20 protein-coding genes are annotated in these 22444 nt (G+C 71.5%); 7 read left to right on the top strand and 13 right to left on the bottom strand.

Annotated elements, in window-relative coordinates:
- Positions 1–19: 19 nt before the first annotated feature.
- Positions 20–700, top strand: coding sequence for a class I SAM-dependent methyltransferase (locus FCL41_RS12030; protein ID WP_137067136.1), 681 nt, complete (start codon positions 20–22; stop codon positions 698–700).
- 7 nt (positions 701–707) lie between these two features.
- Here FCL41_RS12030 and FCL41_RS12035 read toward each other — a convergent pair whose 3' ends face one another.
- On the bottom strand, positions 708–2351 hold the full coding sequence (locus FCL41_RS12035) for a bifunctional 3'-5' exonuclease/DNA polymerase (RefSeq protein ID WP_212723198.1): 1644 nt from the start codon (positions 2349–2351) through the stop codon (positions 708–710).
- A 93-nt stretch (positions 2352–2444) separates the two neighbouring features.
- On the opposite strand from FCL41_RS12035, the gene FCL41_RS17125 reads away from it, so the two are divergent.
- Positions 2445–2864, top strand: coding sequence for a hypothetical protein (locus tag FCL41_RS17125; protein ID WP_170970322.1), 420 nt, complete (start codon positions 2445–2447; stop codon positions 2862–2864).
- 13 nt (positions 2865–2877) lie between these two features.
- Here FCL41_RS17125 and FCL41_RS12045 read toward each other — a convergent pair whose 3' ends face one another.
- From FCL41_RS12045 to moeZ, 6 genes are read right to left on the bottom strand one after another with little or no spacing between them, the layout of a single operon-like run.
- Complete coding sequence (locus tag FCL41_RS12045) at positions 2878–3357, bottom strand: TspO/MBR family protein (RefSeq protein WP_137067138.1); 480 nt, start codon at positions 3355–3357, stop codon at positions 2878–2880.
- 9 nt (positions 3358–3366) lie between these two features.
- Complete coding sequence (locus FCL41_RS12050) at positions 3367–6735, bottom strand: ATP-dependent DNA helicase (protein ID WP_137067139.1); 3369 nt, start codon at positions 6733–6735, stop codon at positions 3367–3369.
- 11 nt (positions 6736–6746) lie between these two features.
- On the bottom strand, positions 6747–10007 hold the full coding sequence (locus FCL41_RS12055; protein ID WP_137067140.1) for an ATP-dependent helicase: 3261 nt from the start codon (positions 10005–10007) through the stop codon (positions 6747–6749).
- Positions 10008–10046: 39 nt separating this feature from the next.
- A complete protein-coding gene (locus tag FCL41_RS12060) occupies positions 10047–10715 on the bottom strand; it encodes a lysophospholipid acyltransferase family protein (RefSeq protein ID WP_137067141.1) in 669 nt (222 codons plus the stop codon).
- A 4-nt stretch (positions 10716–10719) separates the two neighbouring features.
- Complete coding sequence (locus tag FCL41_RS12065) at positions 10720–11058, bottom strand: MGMT family protein (RefSeq protein ID WP_137067142.1); 339 nt, start codon at positions 11056–11058, stop codon at positions 10720–10722.
- 20 nt (positions 11059–11078) lie between these two features.
- A complete protein-coding gene (moeZ, locus tag FCL41_RS12070; protein WP_212723199.1) occupies positions 11079–12278 on the bottom strand; it encodes an adenylyltransferase/sulfurtransferase MoeZ in 1200 nt (399 codons plus the stop codon).
- 306 nt (positions 12279–12584) lie between these two features.
- Between moeZ and FCL41_RS12075 the strand changes: the two genes are divergently transcribed.
- Both FCL41_RS12075 and FCL41_RS12080 read left to right on the top strand, forming a co-directional pair.
- Positions 12585–13175: a TetR/AcrR family transcriptional regulator gene (locus FCL41_RS12075; RefSeq protein ID WP_137067266.1), complete on the top strand. Its 591-nt coding sequence runs from the start codon at positions 12585–12587 to the stop codon at positions 13173–13175.
- Positions 13176–13264: 89 nt separating this feature from the next.
- Positions 13265–13480 carry a DUF3107 domain-containing protein gene (locus tag FCL41_RS12080; protein WP_137067144.1) on the top strand — a complete coding sequence of 72 codons (216 nt, stop codon included), beginning with the start codon at positions 13265–13267 and terminating at the stop codon, positions 13478–13480.
- A 139-nt stretch (positions 13481–13619) separates the two neighbouring features.
- Here FCL41_RS12080 and FCL41_RS12085 read toward each other — a convergent pair whose 3' ends face one another.
- Positions 13620–14321: a ferritin-like fold-containing protein gene (locus FCL41_RS12085; protein WP_137067145.1), complete on the bottom strand. Its 702-nt coding sequence runs from the start codon at positions 14319–14321 to the stop codon at positions 13620–13622.
- Positions 14322–14508: 187 nt separating this feature from the next.
- On the opposite strand from FCL41_RS12085, the gene FCL41_RS12090 reads away from it, so the two are divergent.
- Positions 14509–15972, top strand: coding sequence for a DEAD/DEAH box helicase (locus FCL41_RS12090; protein WP_239021631.1), 1464 nt, complete (start codon positions 14509–14511; stop codon positions 15970–15972).
- An 88-nt stretch (positions 15973–16060) separates the two neighbouring features.
- Here the strand turns inward: FCL41_RS12090 and FCL41_RS12095 are convergent, their stop codons facing one another.
- Positions 16061–16840, bottom strand: coding sequence for a ParA family protein (locus FCL41_RS12095; protein ID WP_137067146.1), 780 nt, complete (start codon positions 16838–16840; stop codon positions 16061–16063).
- Between the two features lie 58 nt (positions 16841–16898).
- On the opposite strand from FCL41_RS12095, the gene FCL41_RS12100 reads away from it, so the two are divergent.
- On the top strand, positions 16899–17663 hold the full coding sequence (locus FCL41_RS12100) for an SDR family NAD(P)-dependent oxidoreductase (RefSeq protein WP_170970347.1): 765 nt from the start codon (positions 16899–16901) through the stop codon (positions 17661–17663).
- Here the strand turns inward: FCL41_RS12100 and FCL41_RS12105 are convergent.
- The 3 genes from FCL41_RS12105 to FCL41_RS12110 form a co-directional block, all read right to left on the bottom strand.
- On the bottom strand, positions 17605–18546 hold the full coding sequence (locus FCL41_RS12105; protein WP_137067147.1) for a PHP domain-containing protein: 942 nt from the start codon (positions 18544–18546) through the stop codon (positions 17605–17607). The two genes, FCL41_RS12100 and FCL41_RS12105, sit on opposite strands and share 59 nt — an antisense overlap.
- 59 nt (positions 18547–18605) lie before the next feature.
- Positions 18606–18782: a DUF5302 domain-containing protein gene (locus FCL41_RS17130; RefSeq protein WP_170970348.1), complete on the bottom strand. Its 177-nt coding sequence runs from the start codon at positions 18780–18782 to the stop codon at positions 18606–18608.
- A gap of 72 nt (positions 18783–18854) precedes the next feature.
- A complete protein-coding gene (locus FCL41_RS12110) occupies positions 18855–19874 on the bottom strand; it encodes a hypothetical protein (protein WP_137067148.1) in 1020 nt (339 codons plus the stop codon).
- A gap of 111 nt (positions 19875–19985) precedes the next feature.
- Here FCL41_RS12110 and FCL41_RS12115 point away from each other — a divergent pair, with 111 nt between their 5' ends.
- On the top strand, positions 19986–21116 hold the full coding sequence (locus FCL41_RS12115; protein ID WP_137067149.1) for a glycosyltransferase family 2 protein: 1131 nt from the start codon (positions 19986–19988) through the stop codon (positions 21114–21116).
- A gap of 71 nt (positions 21117–21187) precedes the next feature.
- Here FCL41_RS12115 and FCL41_RS12120 read toward each other — a convergent pair whose 3' ends face one another.
- Positions 21188–22387, bottom strand: coding sequence for an acyl-CoA dehydrogenase family protein (locus tag FCL41_RS12120; RefSeq protein ID WP_137067150.1), 1200 nt, complete (start codon positions 22385–22387; stop codon positions 21188–21190).
- Between the last annotated feature and the right edge of the window lie 57 nt (positions 22388–22444).

The raw sequence follows: 22444 nt of genomic DNA on the forward strand, positions 1-22444 counted from the left end.
GGCGGCGCAGGCTGTGTGCATGACCGACCACCAGCACGACCACGGGGACCACGGGGACCACAGCGCGGGCGACGGCGACTCCCCCGACTACTTCGAGGCGCCCGGGTGGGAGGAGCGTTACTCCGGCGAGGAGAAGATCTGGAGCGGTGAGCCGAACCCCACCCTGGTCGCGGAGGTCACCTCCCTGACCCCGGGCACCGCGCTCGACGTGGGCTGCGGCGAGGGCGGCGACGTCATCTGGCTGGCCCAGCACGGCTGGCAGGTCACGGGAGCGGACTTCTCCGCCAACGGCCTGGCCCGTGCCGCCCGCCATGCCGAGGAGGCCGGCGTCGCCGACCGGACCGACTGGTGGCAGGTCGACGCGCGGGAGTTCGACTCCGGCGGGCGTCAGTGGGACCTGGTCACCACGCACTTCCTGCACCCGCCGGAGGGCGGCATGGTCGAGGTCGTACGCCGTCTCGTCGACGCGGTCGCCCCGGGCGGGCACCTGCTGGTGGTCGGGCACGCCCCGTCGGAGAGCTTCAGCCAGCTGAGCGGGCCCCAGCACCTGGCGATGTTCGTGGCGGCCGACCTGCTGCCCGTCCTGCCGGACCACTTCGAGGTGTTCGTCGTCGACCAGCGGCCCCGGACCGTGGTCCGCGACGGGGTGACGATGGAGATCGAGGACTCGACGCTGCTGGCCCGTCGCGTCGGCATGTGAGGCAGGCTCAGTCCACCTGCGGCGGGGGCGTCTTGCCGGCCTCGGCGTAGGAGCGTACGACCGAAGCACTCAGCGGGAAGTCGATGCTCAGCTCCCGGAAGACCAGCGCCGACGCCGTGGCCGCAGCCTCGCGCGCCGCCGCGACCACTGCCTCGGCCCGGTGCGCCGGGGCGTGGATGACGACCTCGTCGTGCAGGAAGAAGACGAGGTGCGGCCGTGCCTGCAACGGACCCTCGGCGCCGAGGTGCCAGAGCCGGTTGCGCAGGTCGGCGATCCAGCACAGCGCCCACTCGGCGCCGGTGCCCTGGACGACGAAGTTGCGGGTGAAGCGGCCGTACGCCCGGCGTCGGCTCGCTTCACGCTCGGGATCGGCCTCCTCGACGGAGCCCCACGCCTCGTCGACGCTGGGCGAGCCGCGGCCGAGGAGCGTACGCACGGTGCCCCCTCGCTCGCCCTCGTGGGCCGCGCGCTCGAGCAGGGCGAACGCCTGGGGGTAGCGCCGGGTCAGCTCGGCGACCATCCGGCCGCTCTCGCCGCTGGTGGCGCCGTACATGGCTCCCAGCAACCCCAGCTTGGCGTCGTTGCGGGTCGCCACGGCGCCGTCGTCGACCATGCCCTGGTAGAGGTCGGCACCCCGCGCGGCGTGGGCGAGTGCCCGGTCACCACTCATGCCGGCCAGCACCCGCGGCTCCAGCTGGGAGACGTCGGTGACCACGAGGACCCAGCCCTCGTCCGCGATCGCCGCCGGGCGGACGATCGCCGGGAAGGAGAGTGCGCCACCCCCGTTCGACGACCAGCGCCCGGTCACCGAGCCCGCCGGCTGGTAGGTGGGGCGGAACCTGCCTCCCTGCGTCCACTCGTCGCTCCACGTCCACCCGTTGGTCTGGAAGAGGTGGGCGCGCTGCCGGAACTGCAGCAACGGCTCGATCGCGGGGTGGCGCAGCGCCCGCAGGGTGTGGGCGCGGGTGTCGGGGACCTCGAGGCCGGCGCGGCGCAGCGCGGTCAGCAGCTCGGTGTTGGAGTCCGGGTTGAGCGTCGGGGTGGAGAGGGCGGCACGCACCTGGTCGGCCAGCTCCTCCAGCTTCTGCGGGCGCGCGCCGTGGCGGGGGCGTGGGCCGAGGAGCTCGGCGAGCAGGGCCTCGTGCACGTCGCGGCGCCACGGCATCCCGGCGTACGTCAGCTCAGCGGCCACCAGTGCGCCGGCGGACTCGGCGGCGACCAGGAGGCCCAGCCGCGCCGCCTCCAGCGACTCCGCCACGGTCCGCACCTGACGGGCGTCCTCCAGGTCGGCACGCAGGTGCTCGGAGAGGTCGTCGGCGGCGAAGAGGCCGACCTCCGAGGCCACGCTCGGGCCGAGCCGGTCCCAGCGCTCGGACTGCTCCCCCGCCAGCAGGCGCTGGTCAGCCGCCGGGGCGCGGCGCAGCAGGTGGTGGACGAGCCGGAGGTCGTGGCACCGCGCCACCCGGACGCCGGCCGCCAGGAGGTCGGGGTACCACCGTGCGGTGTCGTCCCACACCCAGCGCGGCGCCTGCTCCCGCTCACGCGCGTTGACGTACGCCGGCAGGTCACCCAGGCCGAGCTCGAGGCGGCTGTCGCCGTCGGTGACGAGCACGCGTCCGCCGGGAAGGCGTGAGAGCTGGACGCGGGGCACACGCACGATCCTCCCATCCCGCGAGACGCAGGTCGCAGCAACGCTGCAGACAAACGGCCACGGGTCTGTCCCCCGGGCGGCGATACTGCCCCCATGAAGAGCAAGCGCGCCATCGGCGAACTGCGGTGGAACGGCAAGGTGTGGCGGCGCTGGAACGGCCGCCGCTGGGCGAAGGCGCTCTACTCCCGCGACCCGCGTCGGCTCCTGCTCGCGACCCCGCTGGACCAGGACTCCCCCGTCGATGCAGCAGCGCGGGTGAACCTCCTCGCCCAAGCGGTCGAGATGGCGGTGGCAGACGGTGGCCGGGTCGCGTACGTCGGTCCGACGGGCACCGTGATCGGTCGACGCCAGTCGGTCTCCCACGTGATGCACGGCCTCCTCACCCTCCTGACCGGCGGGTTCTGGGGCGTCGTCTGGATCGCCATGTGCCTGGCCCGCACCGAGGAACGCTTCCGGCTGGAGGCGGACGACTGGGGTCACGTCTGGGCCTTCCCCGGCCGTTCCTTCCGCTGAACGCGCCGGCGGCTCAGGGGCGGCGGGGGTTCTTGCGCCAGATGGCCGCGTTGAGCACGGTGGCGAAGCTGGTCCAGGCGGCGTAGGGCGCCATGAGGGCACCAGCGCGCGTGGAAACCTTCCCGACGCTGCGCGTCAGGTCGATGCTGCTGGCTGCGAGCGCACCCGCGACGAGGATCGACGGCGCGACCTTCTTGGCGCCGAAGAACGACCAGCACCACCCGGCGTTGAGCGCCATGTTGACGAAGAACTTGCGGCGGAACGCAGCCGCCTCCTCCTCGCTCATCTCCTTCTGCGCGATGCCCGAGGCGAGGGCGCTCTGGGCGTAGAGCACCGTCCAGGCGATCGGGAAGACAACCGGCGGCGGCTGGATGGCAGGCTTCTTCAGCGTCCGGTACCACAGGCTGTTGGTCCCGGAGGCGGTGGCGACCGACCCCAGGACCGCTGCTCCGAGCGGCAGACCGACACTGCTGACAATCTCGCGAGGCTCCATGGAGCGACCCTACGAGGACGGAGCAAGGTCCTCGGCGTCGTCCGGACGGAGCATCGCCGCGAGCTCCTCGCGACCGGGCAGGTCGTCGAAGCGCACGGTGCGGCCGCTGCGTACGTAGTGGAACGCCGCAGACACCTGGTCGACGGGCACACCCTTCAGCTCGGCCCAGGCCACCCGGTAGAGCGCCAGCTGCGTGGGGTCGGCGGTCTCGTGGCGGTTGGTCTTCCAGTCGACGACGAGGAAGCGCGTCGGGTCGCCCGGCTCGGTGTAGACGGCGTCGATGCGACCCCGGACGACCGTGCCGTCCAACACGAGAGAGAAGGGCGCCTCCACGGCGTGGGGTGCACGGTCGGCGAAGTCGCCGGACTCGAACGCCTTCTGCAACGCCTCGAGGTCGGCGTCGTCGTCGATGTCGGCGTCGAAGCGGCCCGGCAGGTCGTCCGGCTCGAGCAGGCCCTGCTGCCCGAACCGGGCCTCGACCCACGCGTGGAACCGGGTGCCGAACCGCGCCGCTGGTGCGGGCGGGCGAGGCATGGGGCGCAGCAGGTCCAGCGCGAACGACTCGGGGTCCTCCCGCAGCCGCATCAGGGCCGTAGCGGAGAGCGACGACGGCACCGAGACCTCCACGGTCGTACGCCGCTTGGACCGCTCCTCGAGCAGGAGCCGCTCGATCTCGGCGTCCCACCGCTCCACGACTGCGGTGCCGGTCTCGCCCTCGGGCGACAGTACCTCGGCGAGGGCGGCGCGGTCGTCCGCGCGGGTCGGGTCGGCCTGACGCACCCGTCGCGCCGCCTCCTCACGCCGGATCCGTTGCTCACTGCGGTCGCGTGAGGGCCACTCGACCCGCTGGATCTCCTCCGAGGCGGGGTGCGGCTCCTCCTCGGCGGGCGCGTACCAGGGAGACAGGTCAGCACCCCACCGCTGCTCCATCTCGCGGACGGTCCTCAGGTAGGGCGAGGGCTTGAGGGGCTTCTGTCGCGAGCCCCAGACATGGCTGCTGACGACGAACTCGTGGCGGGCACGGGTGAAGGCGACGTATCCCAGCCGCAACTCCTCCATCTCGTGGTGAGCCTTGGCCTCCTCCTTCAGCGCAGCCAGCCCTTCGGCGGAGCGCTCCTCGAGCTGTGGCACGGAGGCCGCGTCGCCGCGCAGCCGCGACGGCAGCTCGTGGCACACGGTGGTCCACTGCGAGCGAGCGTTCTTGCTGGGGAAGCGCTCCTCGGCCACCCCGATCATGAAGACGACGTCGTACTCCAGCCCCTTGGAGCGGTGCACGGTCAGCAGCTTGACCGAGTCCGACTCGCTCGGCGGCGCCAGGTCGAGGCCGCCGCCTGCGTCGTCCTCGACAGCCAGCCAAGCGTTGAGGGCGGGCAGGGTGACCGTGCCGTCGACGGCCTGGAACTCCGCGACCGCCTTGACGAAGAGGTCGAGGTTCTCGCGGCGCGCCGCAGCAGCGGGAGAGGTGGAGGAAGCCAGCTCGATGTCGAGGCCGGTGACGTCGATGATCCTGCGCAGCAGGTCGAGCAGCGGCTCACCGACGTAGCTGCGCAGGTGCTCCAGCTCGCTGGCCAGCAGGGCGAACCTCTCCTTGGCCTCGGGCGAGTAGGGCAGGTCACCGGGCGACTCGAGCGCCTCGTTGAGGGAGGCCAGCTCGGTCGGGTCGGCACCGGCGACCGAGTCGGAGAGCTGCTCGGCCAGCGAGCGGACGTCACCGTCGATCCACTGCCCCTTGGCCAGCTCCATCGACCGCTTGCCCAGCAACGCCAGGTCGCGGACCCCGATCTCCCACCGGGGACCGGCCAGCAGGGTGAGCAGGGAGGCGTTGTCGGTGACGTCCTCCAGCAGGCTGAGCGTGGCGACGACCTGGGCCACCTCGGGCAGCCGGATCAGTCCACCGAGCCCCACGATCTCGACGGGGATGCCGGCGGCGCTCAGGGCGTCGTAGGCGTCGGCACCCTCCTTGTTGGTGCGGACCAGCACCCCGATCTCGCGCCAGGACGACTGGGCCTTCTCGTCCAACGCCCGGGCGTCGTCGAACCGCTTCTCGACGCGGGCGCGACGGGCGTCGTCGCGAGCCGCGGCCCGGATCCGGTCGTGCGCGGCTCGCACCTCGTGGGTCAACCAGTCCAGCTCGTCGGCGGTGGTGCGGTGCACGACCGAGCGCACCACGCCCTCCTCGGCGTCGGGCTTCCACTCCAACGGCTCGACCAGGCCGGCCTGCTCCTCGAGCAGCGGGGCGGCCAGGACGTTGGCGACGTCGAGGATGCGGCGGTCGGAACGGCGGTTGACGGTCAGCGAGAACCGGTCCGACGCCGTGCCGTCTGCCTGGGGGAACTGCTCACGGAAGTTCGCGATGTTGGCCACCGAGGCCCCGCGCCAGCCGTAGATGGCCTGGTTGGGGTCGCCCACGGCCGTCACCGCGTGACCGCGTCCCGAGGCCGCGTCCGGGCCGCTGAAGAGGCGGGCCAGCAGCAGCGCCTGGGCCACCGACGTGTCCTGGTACTCGTCGAGCAGCACGACCTTGTACTTCTCGCGCTCCTGGGCCGCGACCTCGGGGAACTCGTCCGCGATCCGGCAGGCGCCGGCGATCTGGTCGGAGAAGTCCATGAGCCGGTAGCGGGCCTTCGCCTCGCGGTAGGTCTCGACGAGGTCGAGGAGCTCGCGGCGCTGGTCCATCTTCTCCAGGACCTTGCGCACCTCGGTCTGCTTCGTCTTGGTGCGCTTCTGCAGCTCGAGGTCGGCGAGCTCGACGGCGAAGAGCGGACGCTCGTTGGTCTGGAAGGCGCGGACCTGCGCGGGCGTGACCAGGTGCTCGCTCATCGCCCCGTCCAGCGCGAGCAGCCAGTTGATCACCGTGGGCGGATGGTCGGAGAGGTGCTGGACCTCCCGCCGGTGCTCGGCGATGACGCGCTGGGCGAGCTGGAAGCGCGCCGCGTCACCCATGATGCGGATGTCGGACTCATGGCCGATGCGGAGACCGTGCTCACTCAGCAGGCCGGCCGCATAGGCGTTGTAGGTCGAGACGGTCGGCTCCAGCAGCTCTGCCGGGCCCCCGTCCTCCGGCACGGCTCCGCGGTCGAGGCCGGCCTTCGCCAGCGCCGCCCGGATGCGGTGCGACAGCTCGGCCGTCGCCTTGGTGGTGAAGGTCAGCCCGAGCACCTCGTGAGGCGCCACGTAGCCGTTGGCCACCAGGTAGATGACGCGGGCGGACATCAGCTCGGTCTTGCCCGACCCGGCCCCGGCGATGACCACACCCGGGCCGGGCGGGGCACTGATCGCCTCCCACTGCTGGTCGGAGACGGTGAAGGGCGCGCCGGTGACCGCGCGCAGGTCGGCGGGTGTGGCGATCCGGAGGTGCGCCGGCTGCTGGGTGCTCATCGGCTGGGTGCTCAACTGATCACTCCGGGCTTCGTCGTGGCAGGGCAGAGCGCGGTGAAGGCGCAGAAGTCGCAGTGCTTGCCGGGGATCGCCACGAACTCCTCGTCGCGGATCACCGCTGCCGTGGCGGCCAGCTGGCGTTCGGCCAGCACCCACCCCTCGTCGTCACGGTCCTGGCGCGCCTGCGCCTGCACCTTGGGGACGTCCTTGTTCGAGGCCCGCAGCTGCCAGAGCTCAGCGCCCCCGGAGAGGGAGCCGGGAGCCAGCACGTCGTCGAAGCCGCCCTGCTCGACCGCGTACTGGTAGATCCCGAGCTGGGGGTTCTCGGCCAGCGACTTGTCGGTCGGGGGGTACTTCCCCGTCTTGAGGTCGACGACCACCACGCGTCCTTGCGCGTCGATCTCGAGCCGGTCGGCGAAGCCGCGCAGGTGGACCTGTGACCCGTCGGGCAGCGTCGAGGTGAACGAGAACGGCACCTCGGTGCCGACGATCCGGCGGGTGCTGGACCGGTGGTGGTTGAGGAAGCGCTCCAGGGCGTTGCGCGCCTCGGCGCGCTCCTTCGCCCGGGACCAGGGCGTGCGGAAGGGAAGTCGGTCCCACACGCCGTCGACCAGCTCCATCAGGTCGTCGAGCGCGACGTCAGTCATCTCGGGCTGCGTGACGTGCTCGGCGATCTTGTGGACCACGTTGCCGAAGGCCGCCCCCTGGCCGGAGAAGGTGGCGCCCCCTGCCTCGTGCTCGAGGAACCACTTCGCCGGACAGTCGGCGATCGCCTGGACGGTGGAGGCCGACACCTTCACCGGCGCCTCGACGTCGCGCACCGGGGCCTGGCTCGCGGTGGTGCCGTTGGTGCCCCACCAGTGACGGGGATCGGCGGACCGCACGAGTGGTCGACCATCGGCCTCCTCGCTGGCCAGGGCGGCCAGTCGCCGGGCGGCGGCCTCACGGAGCACCTCGGGCACCTCCGGATCGGCGACGGTGCGGCGCAGGTGGGCCACCACACCCGCCAGGGTCAGCGGCCTCGCAGGACGGCCCTGTTGGTGTCGCACGACGATCTCGGTGGCCCCGTCCGCCACTTCCTGCGGGGTGGGACAGAGCTCCTCGAGGAAGCGGGAGGCCACCTCGCCGTCCTCGTGGGTCGACTGCACGGCAGTCACGACGAGGCGTTCCTTGGCGCGGGTGCAGGCGACGTAGAAGAGGCGGCGTTCCTCCGCCAGCATGGCGGCTCGCGACGCCTCCTCGACCAGCGCCAGGTCACCGTAGCGAGTCGCCCCGAGGCGGTCGGCACCCAGCAGCGTGGCCCGCCTGCGCAGGTCGGGCCAGTTGCCCTCCTGGACGTGGGCGACCACCACCAGGCGCCACTCCAGTCCCTTGGACCGGTGCGCGGTCACCAGACGTACGGCATCACCGCGGACGCCCTTGTCGACGAGTGAGTCGGCAGGGATCTGCTGCGCCTTGACCTCTTCGAGGAAGTTGCGGGCCGACGTACGTCCGCGCTGCTGCTCGGTGCGCGAGGCCGTGTCGAACAGGGCACAGACGGCGTCCAGGTCGCGGTGGGCGCGCCGGGCGGTCGCTCCGCCCCGCAGGACGGCTCCGCGCAGTCGTACGCCCCACTCCGTCCCGGACCAGACCTGCCAGAGCAACGACTCGACGTCGGCACCGGACAGCATCGCCTCCCGGGCGCCGGTCAGCAGACCCAGCAGCCTCCGCGCCTTCTCCGCCCCGGGGCCCTCGATCCCCTCGAGGCTCTCCGGCGCCACGAGCGCCCGCGCCAGCAGCTCTCGCGAGCTGACCGCGGCACGGCGCTCCTCCACAGCCGCCGCCACCTCACGCTGGCGCAGCGTCCTGGCCAGCGAACGGAGCTCGGTGACACCCAGCCCGGCCAGCGGGGAGAGCAACAGCGCCTCGGCGGTCTCGGGCGTGGGCGTCCAGGTGTCGTCCTCCACGGCACGCACCACCGTCTCCAACGCGGTGAGCAGCTGCTCGGCGGCCGGCTCCTGGCCGAGCGGGATCTCGTCAGCCGCCACCTCGACCGGCACCCCCGCCGCGCTCAGCAGGCGTCGCATCACCGGAAGGGTGCTGCGACCCGAGCGCACCAGGACCGCCATGTCGGACCAGGCGACCCCGTCGTCGAGGTGGGCACGGCGCAGCAGGTCGGCGATGCGCTCCGCCTCGGCCCGCTCGCTGTCGTGGGTGAAGACCTCCACCCGGCCCGTGGGCGCGTCGGGCAGCGTACGCGGACGGGCGAACCGCTCCCGGGCCTCGGGCGGGAGGCTTCCGGTCAGCGTCAAGTTGCGGGCCACGCGGGTGGCAGCCTCCATCACGGCAGGCCCGAAGCGGCGGGTGGTGTCGAGCACCACGACGGGCGCCCGGTCACCGGCACGGGTGCGGAACTGGTCGGGGAAGTCGAGGATCCCGCGCACCTCGGCCCCCCGGAAGCCGTAGATCGACTGGTGCGGGTCACCCACCGCGACGAGGTCAGCACCGTCGCCGGCCAGCGCCCGGAGCAGCTCGACCTGGCCGGGGTCGGTGTCCTGGTACTCGTCGACGAAGACGTGGCGGAACTCGCGCCGCAGGTCGACGGCGTGGGCGCGGGCCTCGATCACGGCGCGCCGGACCAGGTCGGCGTAGTCGGTGGAGCCGTGGTCGTCGAGGCTGTCGAGGTAGTGCTCGAGGAAGAGGCCCGCGGCGAGGAGCTCCGGCGAGGACGGGTTCTCCCGCCCGAGACGGATCAGCTCCTCGTGGTCGGCGCCCTTCTCCCGTGCGCGGCCCAGCACTGCTGCCACCTCTCGGGCGAAGCCTCGGGTGTGCACGGCCTCCCCCAGGCTCGTGGGCCAGGCCAGCTGCGCCCGATGCATCTCGAGCAGCTCGTGCATCATCACGTCGGCCTGCGGCGCGGTCAGCAACCGCAGCGGTGCGGTGTAGAGCTCGGCGGGGGTGAAACGGCGCACCAGGCCGTAGGCGAACGAGTGGAAGGTCATCGAGAGCGGGCTCGCGACGGTGCGCCCCAGGCGCGAGGTCACCCGGTCGCGCAGCTGGTCGGCGGCCTTGCGGGAGAAGGTCAGCGCCAGCACCGAGGCCGGGTCGGCCCCCCGCACGTCGATCCGGTCGACGATGGCCTCCACCAGCGTCGTCGTCTTGCCCGTGCCGGGACCCGCGAGCACCAGGAGCGGACCACCGGCGTGGTCGACCACCGACCGCTGCGCCGGGTCCAGCACGGGGACCGGCGCCACGGTGGCGGGAGGCCTGACGAGGCGCACCTGGGGACTCATGCGAACCACCCCATCACACGCTGCCGACAGTTTCGGGGATCAGGCGTCGACCGGGCGCTCGTTGTAGGCACCGGCCTCCTCCTGGCCGCTCAGCGAACGGATCTCACGCATGATGGTGTCGGTCACCTCGCGCCGCAGGCGGCCCGCCGGAGCCGTTCCCGCCAGGCCGGTGAAGTCGAGCGGCTCGCCGAAGGCGACCCGCACCTTGGCCAGCCGCGGCAGGCGTGCCCCCACCGGTTGGATCTGCTCGGTGCCACGCAGCCCGACGGGCACCACGGGGACGCCAGCGGTCAGCGCCAGGTGCGCCACCCCGGTGCGTCCGCGGTAGAGCCGTCCGTCGCGGCTTCGGGTGCCCTCCGGGTAGATGCCGAACGCCTCTCCGCGACCCAGCACCTCCAGGGCGGTGTCGAGGCTGTTCAGGGCTGCCCTGGTGTCGTCCCGGTCGACCGGCAGCATGCCGAGGCTCTCGAACCAGACCCGGCTGAGCGTGCCCTTGACGCCCGGCCCGTCGAAGTAGTCCGACTTGGCCAGGAAGACCACCTTGCGGGGCACCAGCACCGGGATCACGACGGAGTCGACGAAGCTCAGGTGGTTGCTCGCCAGGATGACGGGGCCGGTCAGCGGCACGTGCTCGAGGCCGACGACCTCGGGACGCCACACCGAGCGGGCCAGGGGCGGGACGACCCGGTGCAACACCTCGTACAACATGGGGTCATTGTTCCCTGAGGTCGACGGCAACCGCTGCCCGGTCCAGGTCGACGCGTCCGTCGGGCCGCAGCGGGGTGCCCTCCTCCAGCCACGCCGCCCGCGCGCGGTCGGCCAGGTGGGGAGGCAGCGACCCGTCCGCGCGGACGAGCCGCCACCAGCAGACGGCAGCTCCCTCGCGCCGCATCACCGAGGCGACCACCCGGGGTCCCCCACGGCCCAGGACCGCGCCGACGGCGTCGGCCACGGCGCCGTAGGTCGTGACCCGACCGCGCGGCACCCGTTCGACGCACCGCAGCACGAGCTCGGCGTAGCCCTCGAAGCCTGCGTACGCCTCGGGGTCCACTGCGCCGACTCAGCAGGGGCTCAGTAGGCGGGCTGGCTGGGGTCGATCTGGTTCACCCAGGCACCGACGCCACCACCGACGTGGATCGCGTCGGAGTAGCCGGCACCCTTGACGATGGCCAGGCACTCGGCCGACCGGACGCCCGTCTTGCAGTAGAGGACGACCTGCTTCGACTCGGGCAGCTGCTCGAGGGCCTGTCCGTTGAGGAACTCGCCCCGCGGGATCAGCACGGAGCCGGGGATCTCGTTGATCTCCCGTTCGTTGGGGTCGCGCACGTCGATCAGGACGAAGTCGCGCTCACCGGACTCCCGCTCCTCCAGCATGGTCCTGAGCTGGTGGACCGAGACGGTCGAGTCGGCGGCGGCCTCGGCGGCCTCGGCGGAGATCGCGCCGCAGAAGGTGTCGTAGTCGATGAGGTCGGTGACCGTGGGGTTCTCGCCGCACAGCGCGCAGTTCGGGTCCTTGCGGACCTTCAGCTTGCGGTACTCCATCTCCAGCGCGTCGTAGATCATCAGCTTGCCGATCAGCGGCTCGCCCGCGCCGGTGAGGAGCTTGATCGCCTCGGTGGCCTGGATGGAGCCGACGGAGGCGCAGAGCACACCCAGCACCCCACCCTCGGCACAGGAGGGGACCATGCCCGGCGGCGGCGGCTCGGGGTAGAGGCAGCGGTAGCACGGAGCGTCCTCGACCAGGGTCGGTGCGAACACCGAGGCCTGGCCGTCGAAGCGGTAGATGGAGCCCCACACGTACGGGATGCCCATGAAGTACGCCGCGTCGTTGACCATGTAGCGGGTGGCGAAGTTGTCGGTGCCGTCGACGATCAGGTCGTAGCCGGAGAAGACGTCTCGCACGTTGTCGTTGTCGAGCCGCGTGTTGTGCACGACGACCTCGACGAGCGGGTTGATCTCCGCGATCGACTCCTGCGCAGAGACGGCCTTGGGGCGACCGATGTCGGACTGGCCGTGGATGACCTGGCGCTGCAGGTTCGACTCGTCGACCTCGTCGAACTCGACGATGCCGATGGTGCCCACGCCGGCCGCGGCCAGGTAGAGCAGCGCTGGCGAGCCGAGTCCGCCGGCGCCGATGACCAGCACCTTCGCGTTCTTGAGCCGCTTCTGCCCGGTCATGCCGACGTCCGGGATGATCAGGTGGCGGCTGTAGCGACGTACCTCGTCGACGGTCAGCTCACCTGCTGGCTCGACGAGCGGCGGGACGGTCACGGGGACTCCTCGGTGATCGGGGGGCTGGCGCAGCAGGGCGACCTGCTCACGCGGCCGGCCGGGGGCAGGCCGCCAAGGAGCAACGCCCGACGCGCTGCTCATTGTTCCCCCGCTCCCGCGCCACTCGCCTCCCGGGGGCCCTGCGCGGTCCCGGGCAGGGCTCCGGCGGGATCCCGGACGCTCCAGGGGTCAGGCGGAGACGCACACGGGGGTTCCGGACCAGTAACATCGGCCCCTACGACCTGAGGAGGACGACCTGTGAGCGTTGGACGGTACGACGTGGAGCCCCGCGCCAAGGGCGCTCGCATGCCCCGGCGCGAGCGCCGCGCGCAACTGCTCTCCTCCGCGCTGGAGGTCTTCGTGGCCCACGGCTACCACTCGGCCGCGATGGACGACATCGCCGACCGCGCGGGGGTCTCCAAGCCGGTCCTCTACCAGCACTTCCCGGGCAAGCTCGAGCTCTACATGGCCCTGCTGGACGAGTCGAGCGACGCGGTCACCGACGCCATCCGCGAGGCGCTCGCCGAGACCGAGGACAACAAGCAGCGCGTGGCCGCCGCCATCGCCGCCTTCTACGACTACGTGGCCAACGACTCGGGAGCCTTCCGGCTCGTCTTCGAGTCCGACCTCACCAACGAGCCTGCCGTGCGCGAGCGAGTCGACCGGGTGACTGACGACTGCGCCACCGCGATCGCCGAGGTCATCCAGCAGGACACCGGCCTGCCGCGGGAGGCCAGCCTCCTGCTCGCCGTGTCGTTGGTCGGAATGGCACAGGTCAGCGCCCGGTTCTGGCTCTCGGGTGCCGGTGCAGACGGGACGATCTCGCAGGCCGACGCTGCCGCCCTGGTCGCCGGGCTCGCCTGGCGCGGCATCCGGGGCTACCCCAAGGAGTCCTGAGGCGCCAGCCCGGCCAGGCTCCGCCCACCCAGTCCCACCCAGTCCCACCCAGGCCGGCCCCGCCGGCACCTGTACGGAAGGAGCCTCCTGTGGAGGTCAAGATCGGCATCCAGAACGCAGCCCGTGAGCTCGTGGTCGACGTCAGCGGGACCCAGGAGGAGATCACCGCGAAGGTGACCGAGGCCGTCCAGGGCGGCACCCTCACCCTCAGCGACGTGCGGGGACGCCTCGTCCTCGTGCCCGGGGAGAAGATCGCGTACGTCGAGCTCGGCCACGCCAGCCCCGGCACCGTCGGCTTCCGCTGAGCACACTTCTGCTGAGCGACACGCCCGGCCACTGAACGGCGTCCCCGGGACGCACGACCGGCCTCCACCCGCACGGGTGGAGGCCGGTCTGGCGTTCCGAGGCGTTTCGGCGCGAGTCAACCCAGCGCCGTCGGCTGGCTCACGGGTCGAGCCCGAGCTCGCCCATCCGTTCGGAGTGACGCTCGGTGAGACGGGTGAACATCCGTCCGATCGCGGCCAGGTCGAGCCCCGGCCGGTCCACTCCCCCGGCGAGCAGGGCCGTCATCGCGTCACGCTCGGCGGCGATGCGCTGGGCCTGGATCAGGGCCTCCCCCATCAGGCGGCGGGCCCACAGCGCGAGCCGACCCCCCAGTCGGTGGTCTGCCTCGATGCCGGCACGCACCTTCTCGACGATGAAGGCCGAGCGCTGGGAGTCCTCGAGGGCCTCGGTGATCAGGGCGCGGGTGTCCGGGTCGAGGTAGGCAGCGATCTCGCGGTAGAAGTCGCGGGCGAGACCGTCACCGACGTACGCCTTCACGAGTCCCTCGTACCAGTCCGCAGGGGCGGTGTGGGCGTGGAAGTCGTCGAGCGCCTGACGGAAGGGCTCCATCGCGCCATAGGGATCGGCGCCGAGCTCGGTGATGCGGTCCTCGAGCTGGGCGAGGTGGGAGAACTCCGAGGCCGCCATCGACGACAGGGCCACCTTGTCGGCCAGCCCGGGAGCCAGCTTGGCGTCGTCGGCGAGGCGCTCGAAGGCGGCCAGCTCGCCGTAGGCGATCGCTCCCAGCAGGTCGACGACCGCCTCGACGTACTCGGGATCTGCGAAGGCGCCCTTCGACGCTCCTGGCTGAGATTCAGTCATGCTCCGACCCTACCGATAGAATGACCGTGATCCGTGCGCGCCCGAGCGCGCAGGACACGGGTCTCAGGACGGGCCGGTCGACGACCGCCCGAGCATGTGCGCGGCAGATCGCCAGCGAGGGGACACGAGTTCCCACGCCCGTGGAGTCGGCCGCAAGTGCTAGAACTTCGACGAAAGCGAACAACGCGTGACCACCTTCCGTGACCTCGGGGTGCACCCCGAGATCTGCGACTCACTCGAGCGCGCAGGCATCACCACCCCCTTCGCCATCCAGGAGATGACGCTCTCGGTCGCCCTCATGGGCACCGACCTCATCGGCCAGGCGCGTACCGGCACCGGCAAGACGCTCGCCTTCGGCATCCCGGTGCTGCAGCGCAGCATCTCGCCCAAGGACGCCGACTACTCCGAGATCCCCCAGGGCAAGCCGCAGGCGCTCATCGTGGCGCCCACCCGTGAGCTCGCCCTCCAGGTCTCCTCCGACCTCGAGGTCGCGAGCCGCGACCGCGGCCTGCGCGTCCTGACCATCTACGGCGGCGTCGGGTACGACATCCAGACCGACGCGCTGGAGTCCGGCGTGGACGTGGTCGTCGGCACCCCGGGTCGCCTGATCGACCTGGCCAACCGCAAGGTCCTCGACCTCTCCCACGTGCACGCGCTGGTCCTCGACGAGGCCGACGAGATGCTGGACCTGGGGTTCCTGCCCGACGTGGAGCGCCTGCTCTCGCTCACGCCGGAGACCCGTCAGACCATGCTCTTCTCCGCCACCATGCCGGCGGCGATCGTCGCCCTCGCGCGCACCCACATGCGCCACCCGATGAACATCCGGGCGGAGTCCTCGTACGAGAACGCCACCGTGCCGGCCACGGCCCAGTTCGTCTACCAGGCGCACGACCTCGACAAGCCCGAGATGATCGGCCGCATCCTGCAGTCCGAGACCATCGAGAAGATGGTCGTCTTCACCCGCACCAAGCGCCAGGCGCAGCGGGTTGCCGACGACCTGGTCGAGCGCGGCTTCAAGGCTGCCCCGCTGCACGGCGACATGGCCCAGGTCGCGCGCGAGAAGGCGCTGACCAGGTTCCGCGAGGACAAGCTGCAGGTCCTGGTCGCCACCGACGTCGCCGCCCGCGGCATCGACGTGCGCGGCGTCTCCCACGTCATCAACTACAGCTGCCCCGAGGACGAGAAGACCTACATCCACCGGATCGGCCGCACCGGTCGCGCTGGCGCGTCGGGCATCGCGATCACCTTCGTCGACTGGGCGGACACCGCTCGCTGGAAGATGATCAACAAGGCCCTCGACCTGCCGTTCGAGGAGCCGGTCGAGACCTACTCGTCCTCCGAGCACCTCTACCGCGAGCAGGGCATCGCGCCGGGCACCAAGGGCCGCGTCGTCGACCCCGCCCCGCGCGAGCCGAAGGCCACGTCCAAGGACGAGCGGCCCCGCGAGCGCGCTCCCCGCAACCGCGACCGTACGCGTACGCGCACGCGCAGCGGCTCCGCCGTCGAGGGTGGCGGCAGCGAGTCGGCTCCGAAGGAGACCAGCCAGGCCGCCGAGTCCGGCGAGGGTGACGCCCAGCCGCGTCGCCGCCGCCGTCGCCGCTCCGGCGGTTCCGGATCCGGTTCGGCGCAGGGCGCTCCCGCCGACGCCTGAGCCTGAGCACCAGACGACCACGGCCCCCGTCCCTCCCGACGGGGGCTGTGTCGTCTGCGGGGCGTGTCTTCCGCGGGCGAGCCCGGCGTCACGCGTCGCGCGCGGCGCGCACCACCAGCCAGTCCGCGACGTCGCGGTAGGCCCTCGCGCCCTTGCTGCTGCGCGCGGTGGCCAGGATGGAACGGCCGGCAGCGGGCGCCTCGGCGAACTTGATCGTCTTGGGGATCGTCGGAGAGACGACGTCGAGGTCGTAGGTCTCCGCGATCGTCTCGAGCACGGCTCGTGCGTGGCTCGTACGTCCGTCGTACATCGTCGGCAGCACGCCCCACACCGCCAGCAGCGGGTTGGTGTGCTCGCGTACGTCGTGGACGGTGTCGAGCAGCTGACCCACGCCGCGGTGCGCCAACGTCTCGCACTGGAGCGGCACCACGAGCCCGTCCGCCGCGGTCAACGCGGCCACCGTGAGCACCCCCAGCGTCGGCGGGCAGTCGAGGATCACCCAGTCGTAGGTGATCCCCTCGTCGGCAAGCGCTTCGAGGATGGTGGCGACGAGGCGTTCACGCCCGCTCACGGCGGCGAACTCCGTCTCGATCCGCGCGAGCTCGATCGCGGCGGGAAGCAGGTCCGGGCCGTCCTCGGTCCCGACGAGGACCTCGCTCGCGCTGCGGTGCCCGACCATCACGTCGTGCACCGAGGCGGTCAGGTCCTCGGGGTCGATGCCGAGCGAGAAGGTCAGGCAGGCCTGCGGGTCGAGGTCGACCAGGAGCACGGAGTGGCCCAGGTCGGCCAGGGCAGCCCCCAAGGTCGCCACGGACGTGGTCTTCGCCACGCCCCCCTTCTGGTTGGCTAGGGCAAGTGTCGTCGTCATCACTGTCCATCATGCCGGGCGACGCCCACTCCGACCCCGCACGACTCGAAAGGTGACCATGGGAATCTCCACCGCACTCGTGACCGGCCCCACGGCTGGCATCGGCCGCTCCTTCGCCCACCAGCTCGCCGGCCGTGGCCACGACCTCGTCCTGGTCGCCCGCGACGCCGAGCGGCTGGAGGCGGAGGCGGCCAACCTGCGCCGTCGTCACGGGGTCGAGGTGGAGGTGCTCGTCGCCGACCTCGCCGACCGCGCGCAGCTCGCCACCGTCGAGTCGCGACTGGCCGATCCGGACCGCCCGGTGGACCTGCTGGTCAACAACGCGGGCTTCGGCCTGAAGGGCCGCTTCCTCGACAACGACGTCGAGGACGAGCAGGCGATGCTTGACGTCCTCGTGGTCGCGGTGATGCGACTGAGCCACGCGGCACTCTCGGCCATGAGCCAGCGCGGCCGCGGGGGCGTCATCAACGTCTCCAGCGTGGCCGCGTTCCTGCCGCGCGGCACCTACTCCGCGGCGAAGTCGTGGGTGAACTCGTTCGGCGAGTGGGCCGCGCAGGAGTACCGCGCCGACGGGATCACGGTGACGACGCTCTGCCCCGGCTTCACGCGTACGGAGTTCCACGAGCGCATGGAGGTCGGTCGCGACTCCGCCCCCGCCTTCCTGTGGCTCGACGCCGACGAGCTGGTGCGTCAGGCGCTGAAGGACCACGACGCAGGCAAGGTGCTCTCCGTCCCGGGCGCGCAGTACAAGGTCGTCGCCGGGGTCACCCGCGTGGTGCCGACCCGTCTGCTGCAGAAGTTCCAGTCGCTCGGGCGACGCTGAGGATCGTCGGCTCGTCGGGGTGGCAGGCCCCGCGGCCGGCTGCGCGGGCTGCTTCGGCGGCCCGCGTGAGGAGTCGCTCGTACTCCTCGACCGCGGTGGTGTGGCAGCCCAACGCGTGGCCGACCTTGCCGCGGCCGTGGTGGTCGCTCCCGCCGGTCACGACGAGGTCGAGGTCACGCGCCACGGCGCGCAGCTCGCGTCGCTGCTCCGGCGAGTGGTCCTCGTGGTCGACCTCCACACCGGCCAGTCCGACCGCGCGCAGCTCGGCGAAGCCAGCCGCGTCGAGCGCACCTGCAGCGCCACGGCCCCAGGGGTGGGCCACCACGCTGACCCCGCCGGCGTCGGCGACCACGCCCAGCGCGTCGACGAGGTCGGCGCCCGTACGCGGCACGAACGCCGGGCGTCCCGACTGCAGGTAGGTGAGCATCGCCTCGGTACGGCTCTCGACGACGCCCGCGGCGACCAGGGCGTCCGCGACGTGCGGTCGTCCGGGGGCCGCGGTGTCCGGGGCGGCGGCCAGGACGTCGTCGAGGCTCAGGTCGATGCCGAGGTCACGGAGCTTGGCGAGGATGCGTGGGACCCGCTCCCGTCGGGCGCGCAGCACGGCGTCGAGCCGGTCGACGAGTGCCGGGTGGGTGGGGTCGGGCAGGTAGACCAGCAGGTGCACGCTGCGACCGCGCCAGAAGGTGCTGACCTCCATCCCGGGGACCAGGACGAGACCCACCTCATGCGCCGCGCGCTGGGCCTCCGCCCATCCGCGGGAGGTGTCGTGGTCGGTGAGCGCCAGCACGTCCAGACCACCGCGTGCCGCGGCGTGCACGACCTGCGTCGGGCTCTGCGTCCCGTCGCTCACGGTGCTGTGGCTGTGCAGGTCGATGCGCACGACCACAGGCTAACGGGGGCCGGCCACCGTCTCCGGCAGCCGACGCCCGTGCAGCGGGGTCAGGCTCCCCCGCCGCCAGCCTTGCGCCGGTGCATCGGGATGGCGACGTTGCGCTCGGAGACCTCCGAGCCGTGCGCCTTCTCCTTGGTCGGGCCGTCGGCGTGGACACCCTGCTCCTGCCCGTTCTTGCGAGCGAGCGCTTCGCGCATCTGCGCCTTGAGATCTTCGTTCGTCATGCTGGACTCCTGTCCCTGAGGTCCCGTCCACCATGTCACGCCCTGCCACCGAAGTCAGCAGGGTTTCTCGACTCAGGACGCGCCCTGGCGCTCCCGCAGTGAGACCAGTGCCCGGACCAGACCCTCCATCCCCGCGGTCGCTGCTGCCAGCTGCTCCTCGGCCGACACGGCGCCCGGGGCCACACCCGGGGTCGAGACCGGGCGGAGCTCCTGGAGGTCACCGACCACCGCCACCCCGAGCTTCTCGATGTTGGCGATCATCCGCTCGGCGGACGGTCCCACCCACGCCGGCACGTCGAAGCCGATCGCAGGTTCGTCGCCACGGCGTCCTCCCAGCGTCTTCTTGGCGAGCCGGTGCTTCACGACCGGGGCGTACTGCCCGAAGCTGAGGTCGGAGAGGCTGGCGTTGAGGCGACGCACCACCTCCACGGAGGCTGCACCGAGCGACTCGTTGGAGCGCGGCGGCTGTTCCACGACCGTGGGGTCGACCGACAGGGTCGTGGAGAAGCGGTTCCACAGCTCCTCGCCCGGAACGCCGGGTCCGGGCACCGTGACCACCGTGACGGCGTCGACCCCGAGCACGTCCGACCAGCGACGGGCGATCGCGCCGATGCTCTGCTCACGCCAGAAGCGGGAACCCTCGTCCTCGCGCTTGCGGACCTTCTCGACGTAGTCCTCCAACGAGGTGGTGCCGCCGTTCTTCACGAACTCCTGCCACATCGCCGGGATGTTGCGACCCAGGTCCCGGGCGGTGACGACGGCCTCCACGCGCACGTCCCCGAACGAGTCACGGACCTTCTCGATCTTGGGCAGGCCGACAGGGCCGAAGAACTCCATGGAGATGACCGAGGTGCCGTCGTGCGCCAGCACCTCGTCGACCAGCGACTGCCAGGCACCGGTGCCCGGACTGCCCCGCATGACCCGGCGGCGTTCGAGGACCTCCGCGACGCCGACGACCTGGTCGCCCCAACGCTCACCGGGCACCACGACGCCGTGCTCGGCCAGACGGGCCTTGTTGTCCATCAGGAGGGTCTGGAGGTAGCTGGTGCCCGACTTCATGGCACCCACGTGCAGGACGATCCTCTTGCCCACTGCTGCTCCTCGTTCACCGTTGCTGCCCGGACCCCCGACGGCATTCTCGCGCGTACGTGGGAAAGCAGCACGGCAGGCGTCTCGGCGGGGACGTTCGACTAGCCTACGAAAGTGATCTTCAGCGTCAGCACCGTCCTCGACTCGGTGGCCGTGGTGGCCGACTTCGTCGACACGAACCTCTCCATGGGCGTGGACCACATGTTCGTCTTCCTCGACGATCCCGGTGCCCCCGGCCAGGCCGAGGTCGCCGCCTTCCTCGGGGCCCACCCGCACGCCACCCCGGTCGCCTGCGACGAGGCGTGGTGGGGCGGCGAACGGCCCGACTCGCTCAACCTGCGTCAGACCCTCAACGCCAACGTCGCCGCGTGGCTGGTGCGCGAGCAGCAGGACTCCTGGCTCTTCCACTTCGACGTCGACGAGGTCCTCGCGATCGACCTCGACGTCCTGGCTGCCGTGCCGGAGGAGTTCGACGCCGTCCACCTGACCACGCTCGAGGCGGTGAGCGTCTACGACCTGGATCGTCGCGAGACCCGGTTCAAGACCCTCCCCTCCGACGAGCAGCTGGAGATGCTGCACGCCGAGGGGATCATCGCGAAGCCTGCCGTGCGCCAGTACTTCCGCGGCCACGTCCGGGGCAAGTCCGGCATCCGGCCCGGTTCGGGCGCGACCCTCGCGGTCCACTTCGCCGTGGACGCCCGGGGCAAGGTCCCGGCGTACGAGCACCCCACCCTGCGCGTGCTGCACCACCACACCCAGTCCGGGCCGTCCCTGGCTGCCAAGGCCGTCCGCATGGCGGCCGCCGGCAACGTCGTCTACCGCCCCGGCAAGGCGCAGGTGATGGATCGGCTCGCCGCCGTCGCGGCCAGCGACCTGCGGGAGCACGAGAAGGAGGCCGAGTACCGTCGCCTCTTCGACGAGCACGTCGCCGACCCGGTCGACCGGCTCGAGGAGCTGGGGCTCCTGGTGCACGTCGACGCCTCCCGGGGCACCCACGAGCCGGTCCCGCTGCCGGCCGAGGCTGCGGAGCTGGTGCGCACCCGTCTCGCGTCGCTGCGCGGTGAGTCCAAGCTGCGGTTCCGGTTCGCCGACGGCGACGAGGCAGCGTACGAGGCGAACAGCAGGCCCAGCCGTCGCCAGGCCGGACGAGGCGTCGAGGCGCCCGCCGAGGCGCCGGCGGACGACCAGCGCACGGGCCGCGCCAAGCGGGCGCTGGGCGCCCTGCGGGAGCGCCTGCGCGGCTGACGGGCTCCCCCCTCACGCGAGAGGGCCCCACTCGTACGCGTACGAGTGGGGCCCTGCTTCGCGTCCGGGGATCAGCCCTTGAGCGCGTAGTCCTTGAGCATGTTGCGACCGATGATCATCTTCTGGATGTCGGAGGTGCCCTCACCGATCAGCATGAACTTGACCTCGCGCATGAGGCGCTCGATCTCGTACTCCTTCGAGTAGCCGTAGCCGCCGTGGATGCGGAAGGAGTCCTCGACGACCTCGTTGGCGTACTCCGAGGCGACCATCTTGGCCATGCCGGCCTCGACGTCCATGCGCTGTCCGGTGTCCTTGAGGCGCGCGGCGCGGACCATCATCTGGTGCGAGGTCTCGACCTTCGTCGCCATCTCGGCCAGGCGGAAGAGGATGGCCTGGTGCTGGGCGATCGGCTTGCCGAACGTCTCGCGCTGCTGGGCGTAGGCGACACCGAGCTCGAAGCCGCGGATCGCCAGGCCGCAGGCGCGGGCGGCGACGTTGACGCGGCCGACCTCGACGCCGTCCATCATCTGGAAGAAGCCCTTGCCCGGCTCGCCGCCGAGGATCTGCTCGGCCGCGATCTGGTGGCCTTCGAACACCATCTCGGTGGTGTCGATGCCCTTGTAGCCCATCTTGTCGATCTTGCCCGGGACGGTGACGCCCTGGGCGGTCTCGCCGAAGCCCGGGGTCTTCTCGACCAGGAAGGTCGTCATGTTCTTGTAGACCGAGTCGGCGCCCTCGTCGGTCTTCGTGAGGACGGCCACGAGGGTGGAGGAGCCACCGTTGGTCAGCCACATCTTCGAGCCGGTGATGGAGTAGGTGCCGTCGTCGTTCCTGGTGGCCTTGGTGGAGATGGCCGAGACGTCGGAGCCGAGGCCCGGCTCGGACATCGAGAACGCGCCACGGACCTCGCCGGTGGCCATGCGGGGCAGGTACTTGCGCTTCTGCTCCTCGGTGCCGTGCTTCATCAGCATGTAGGCCACGATGAAGTGGGTGTTGATCACGCCGGAGACGCTCATCCAGCCGCGGGCGATCTCCTCGACGCAGAGCGCGTAGGTGAGGAGCGACTCGCCCAGGCCGTCGTACTCCTCGGGGATCATCAGGCCGAAGATGCCCAGCTCCTTGAGGCCCTCGACGATCTCCGTCGGGTACTCGTCGGCGTGCTCCAGCTCCTGGGCCACCGGGATGATCTTCTCGTCGACGAACTGCTTCACGGCCTTCAGGATTTCCTGCTGGTCCTCAGTGAGTCCGTCGGTCTGGGCGAGGCGGGGCATCTGGGCGTCCCTTTCATGAGCCACGGCACGGAGCCGCGGAGTGTCGTCAGTACGGCG

This window comes from Nocardioides jishulii, from assembly GCF_006007965.1.
GTDB lineage: Bacteria > Actinomycetota > Actinomycetes > Propionibacteriales > Nocardioidaceae > Nocardioides > Nocardioides jishulii.

Excerpts from the sequence above, each read along its gene's own strand:
- FCL41_RS12120 (WP_137067150.1), bottom strand. The coding sequence starts at position 22,387 with ATGCCCCGCCTCGCCCAGACCGACGGACTCACTGAGGACCAGCAGGAA.
- FCL41_RS12050 (WP_137067139.1), bottom strand. The coding sequence starts at position 6,735 with ATGAGCACCCAGCAGCCGGCGCACCTCCGGATCGCCACACCCGCCGAC.
- FCL41_RS12055 (WP_137067140.1), bottom strand. The coding sequence starts at position 10,007 with ATGAGTCCCCAGGTGCGCCTCGTCAGGCCTCCCGCCACCGTGGCGCCG.
- FCL41_RS12100 (WP_170970347.1), top strand. The coding sequence starts at position 16,899 with ATGGGAATCTCCACCGCACTCGTGACCGGCCCCACGGCTGGCATCGGC.
- FCL41_RS12085 (WP_137067145.1), bottom strand. The coding sequence starts at position 14,321 with ATGACTGAATCTCAGCCAGGAGCGTCGAAGGGCGCCTTCGCAGATCCC.
- FCL41_RS17130 (WP_170970348.1), bottom strand. The coding sequence starts at position 18,782 with ATGACGAACGAAGATCTCAAGGCGCAGATGCGCGAAGCGCTCGCTCGC.
- FCL41_RS17125 (WP_170970322.1), top strand. The coding sequence starts at position 2,445 with ATGAAGAGCAAGCGCGCCATCGGCGAACTGCGGTGGAACGGCAAGGTG.
- FCL41_RS12060 (WP_137067141.1), bottom strand. The coding sequence starts at position 10,715 with ATGTTGTACGAGGTGTTGCACCGGGTCGTCCCGCCCCTGGCCCGCTCG.
- FCL41_RS12095 (WP_137067146.1), bottom strand. The coding sequence starts at position 16,840 with ATGACGACGACACTTGCCCTAGCCAACCAGAAGGGGGGCGTGGCGAAG.
- FCL41_RS12075 (WP_137067266.1), top strand. The coding sequence starts at position 12,585 with ATGCCCCGGCGCGAGCGCCGCGCGCAACTGCTCTCCTCCGCGCTGGAG.
- FCL41_RS12030 (WP_137067136.1), top strand. The coding sequence starts at position 20 with ATGACCGACCACCAGCACGACCACGGGGACCACGGGGACCACAGCGCG.
- FCL41_RS12045 (WP_137067138.1), bottom strand. The coding sequence starts at position 3,357 with ATGGAGCCTCGCGAGATTGTCAGCAGTGTCGGTCTGCCGCTCGGAGCA.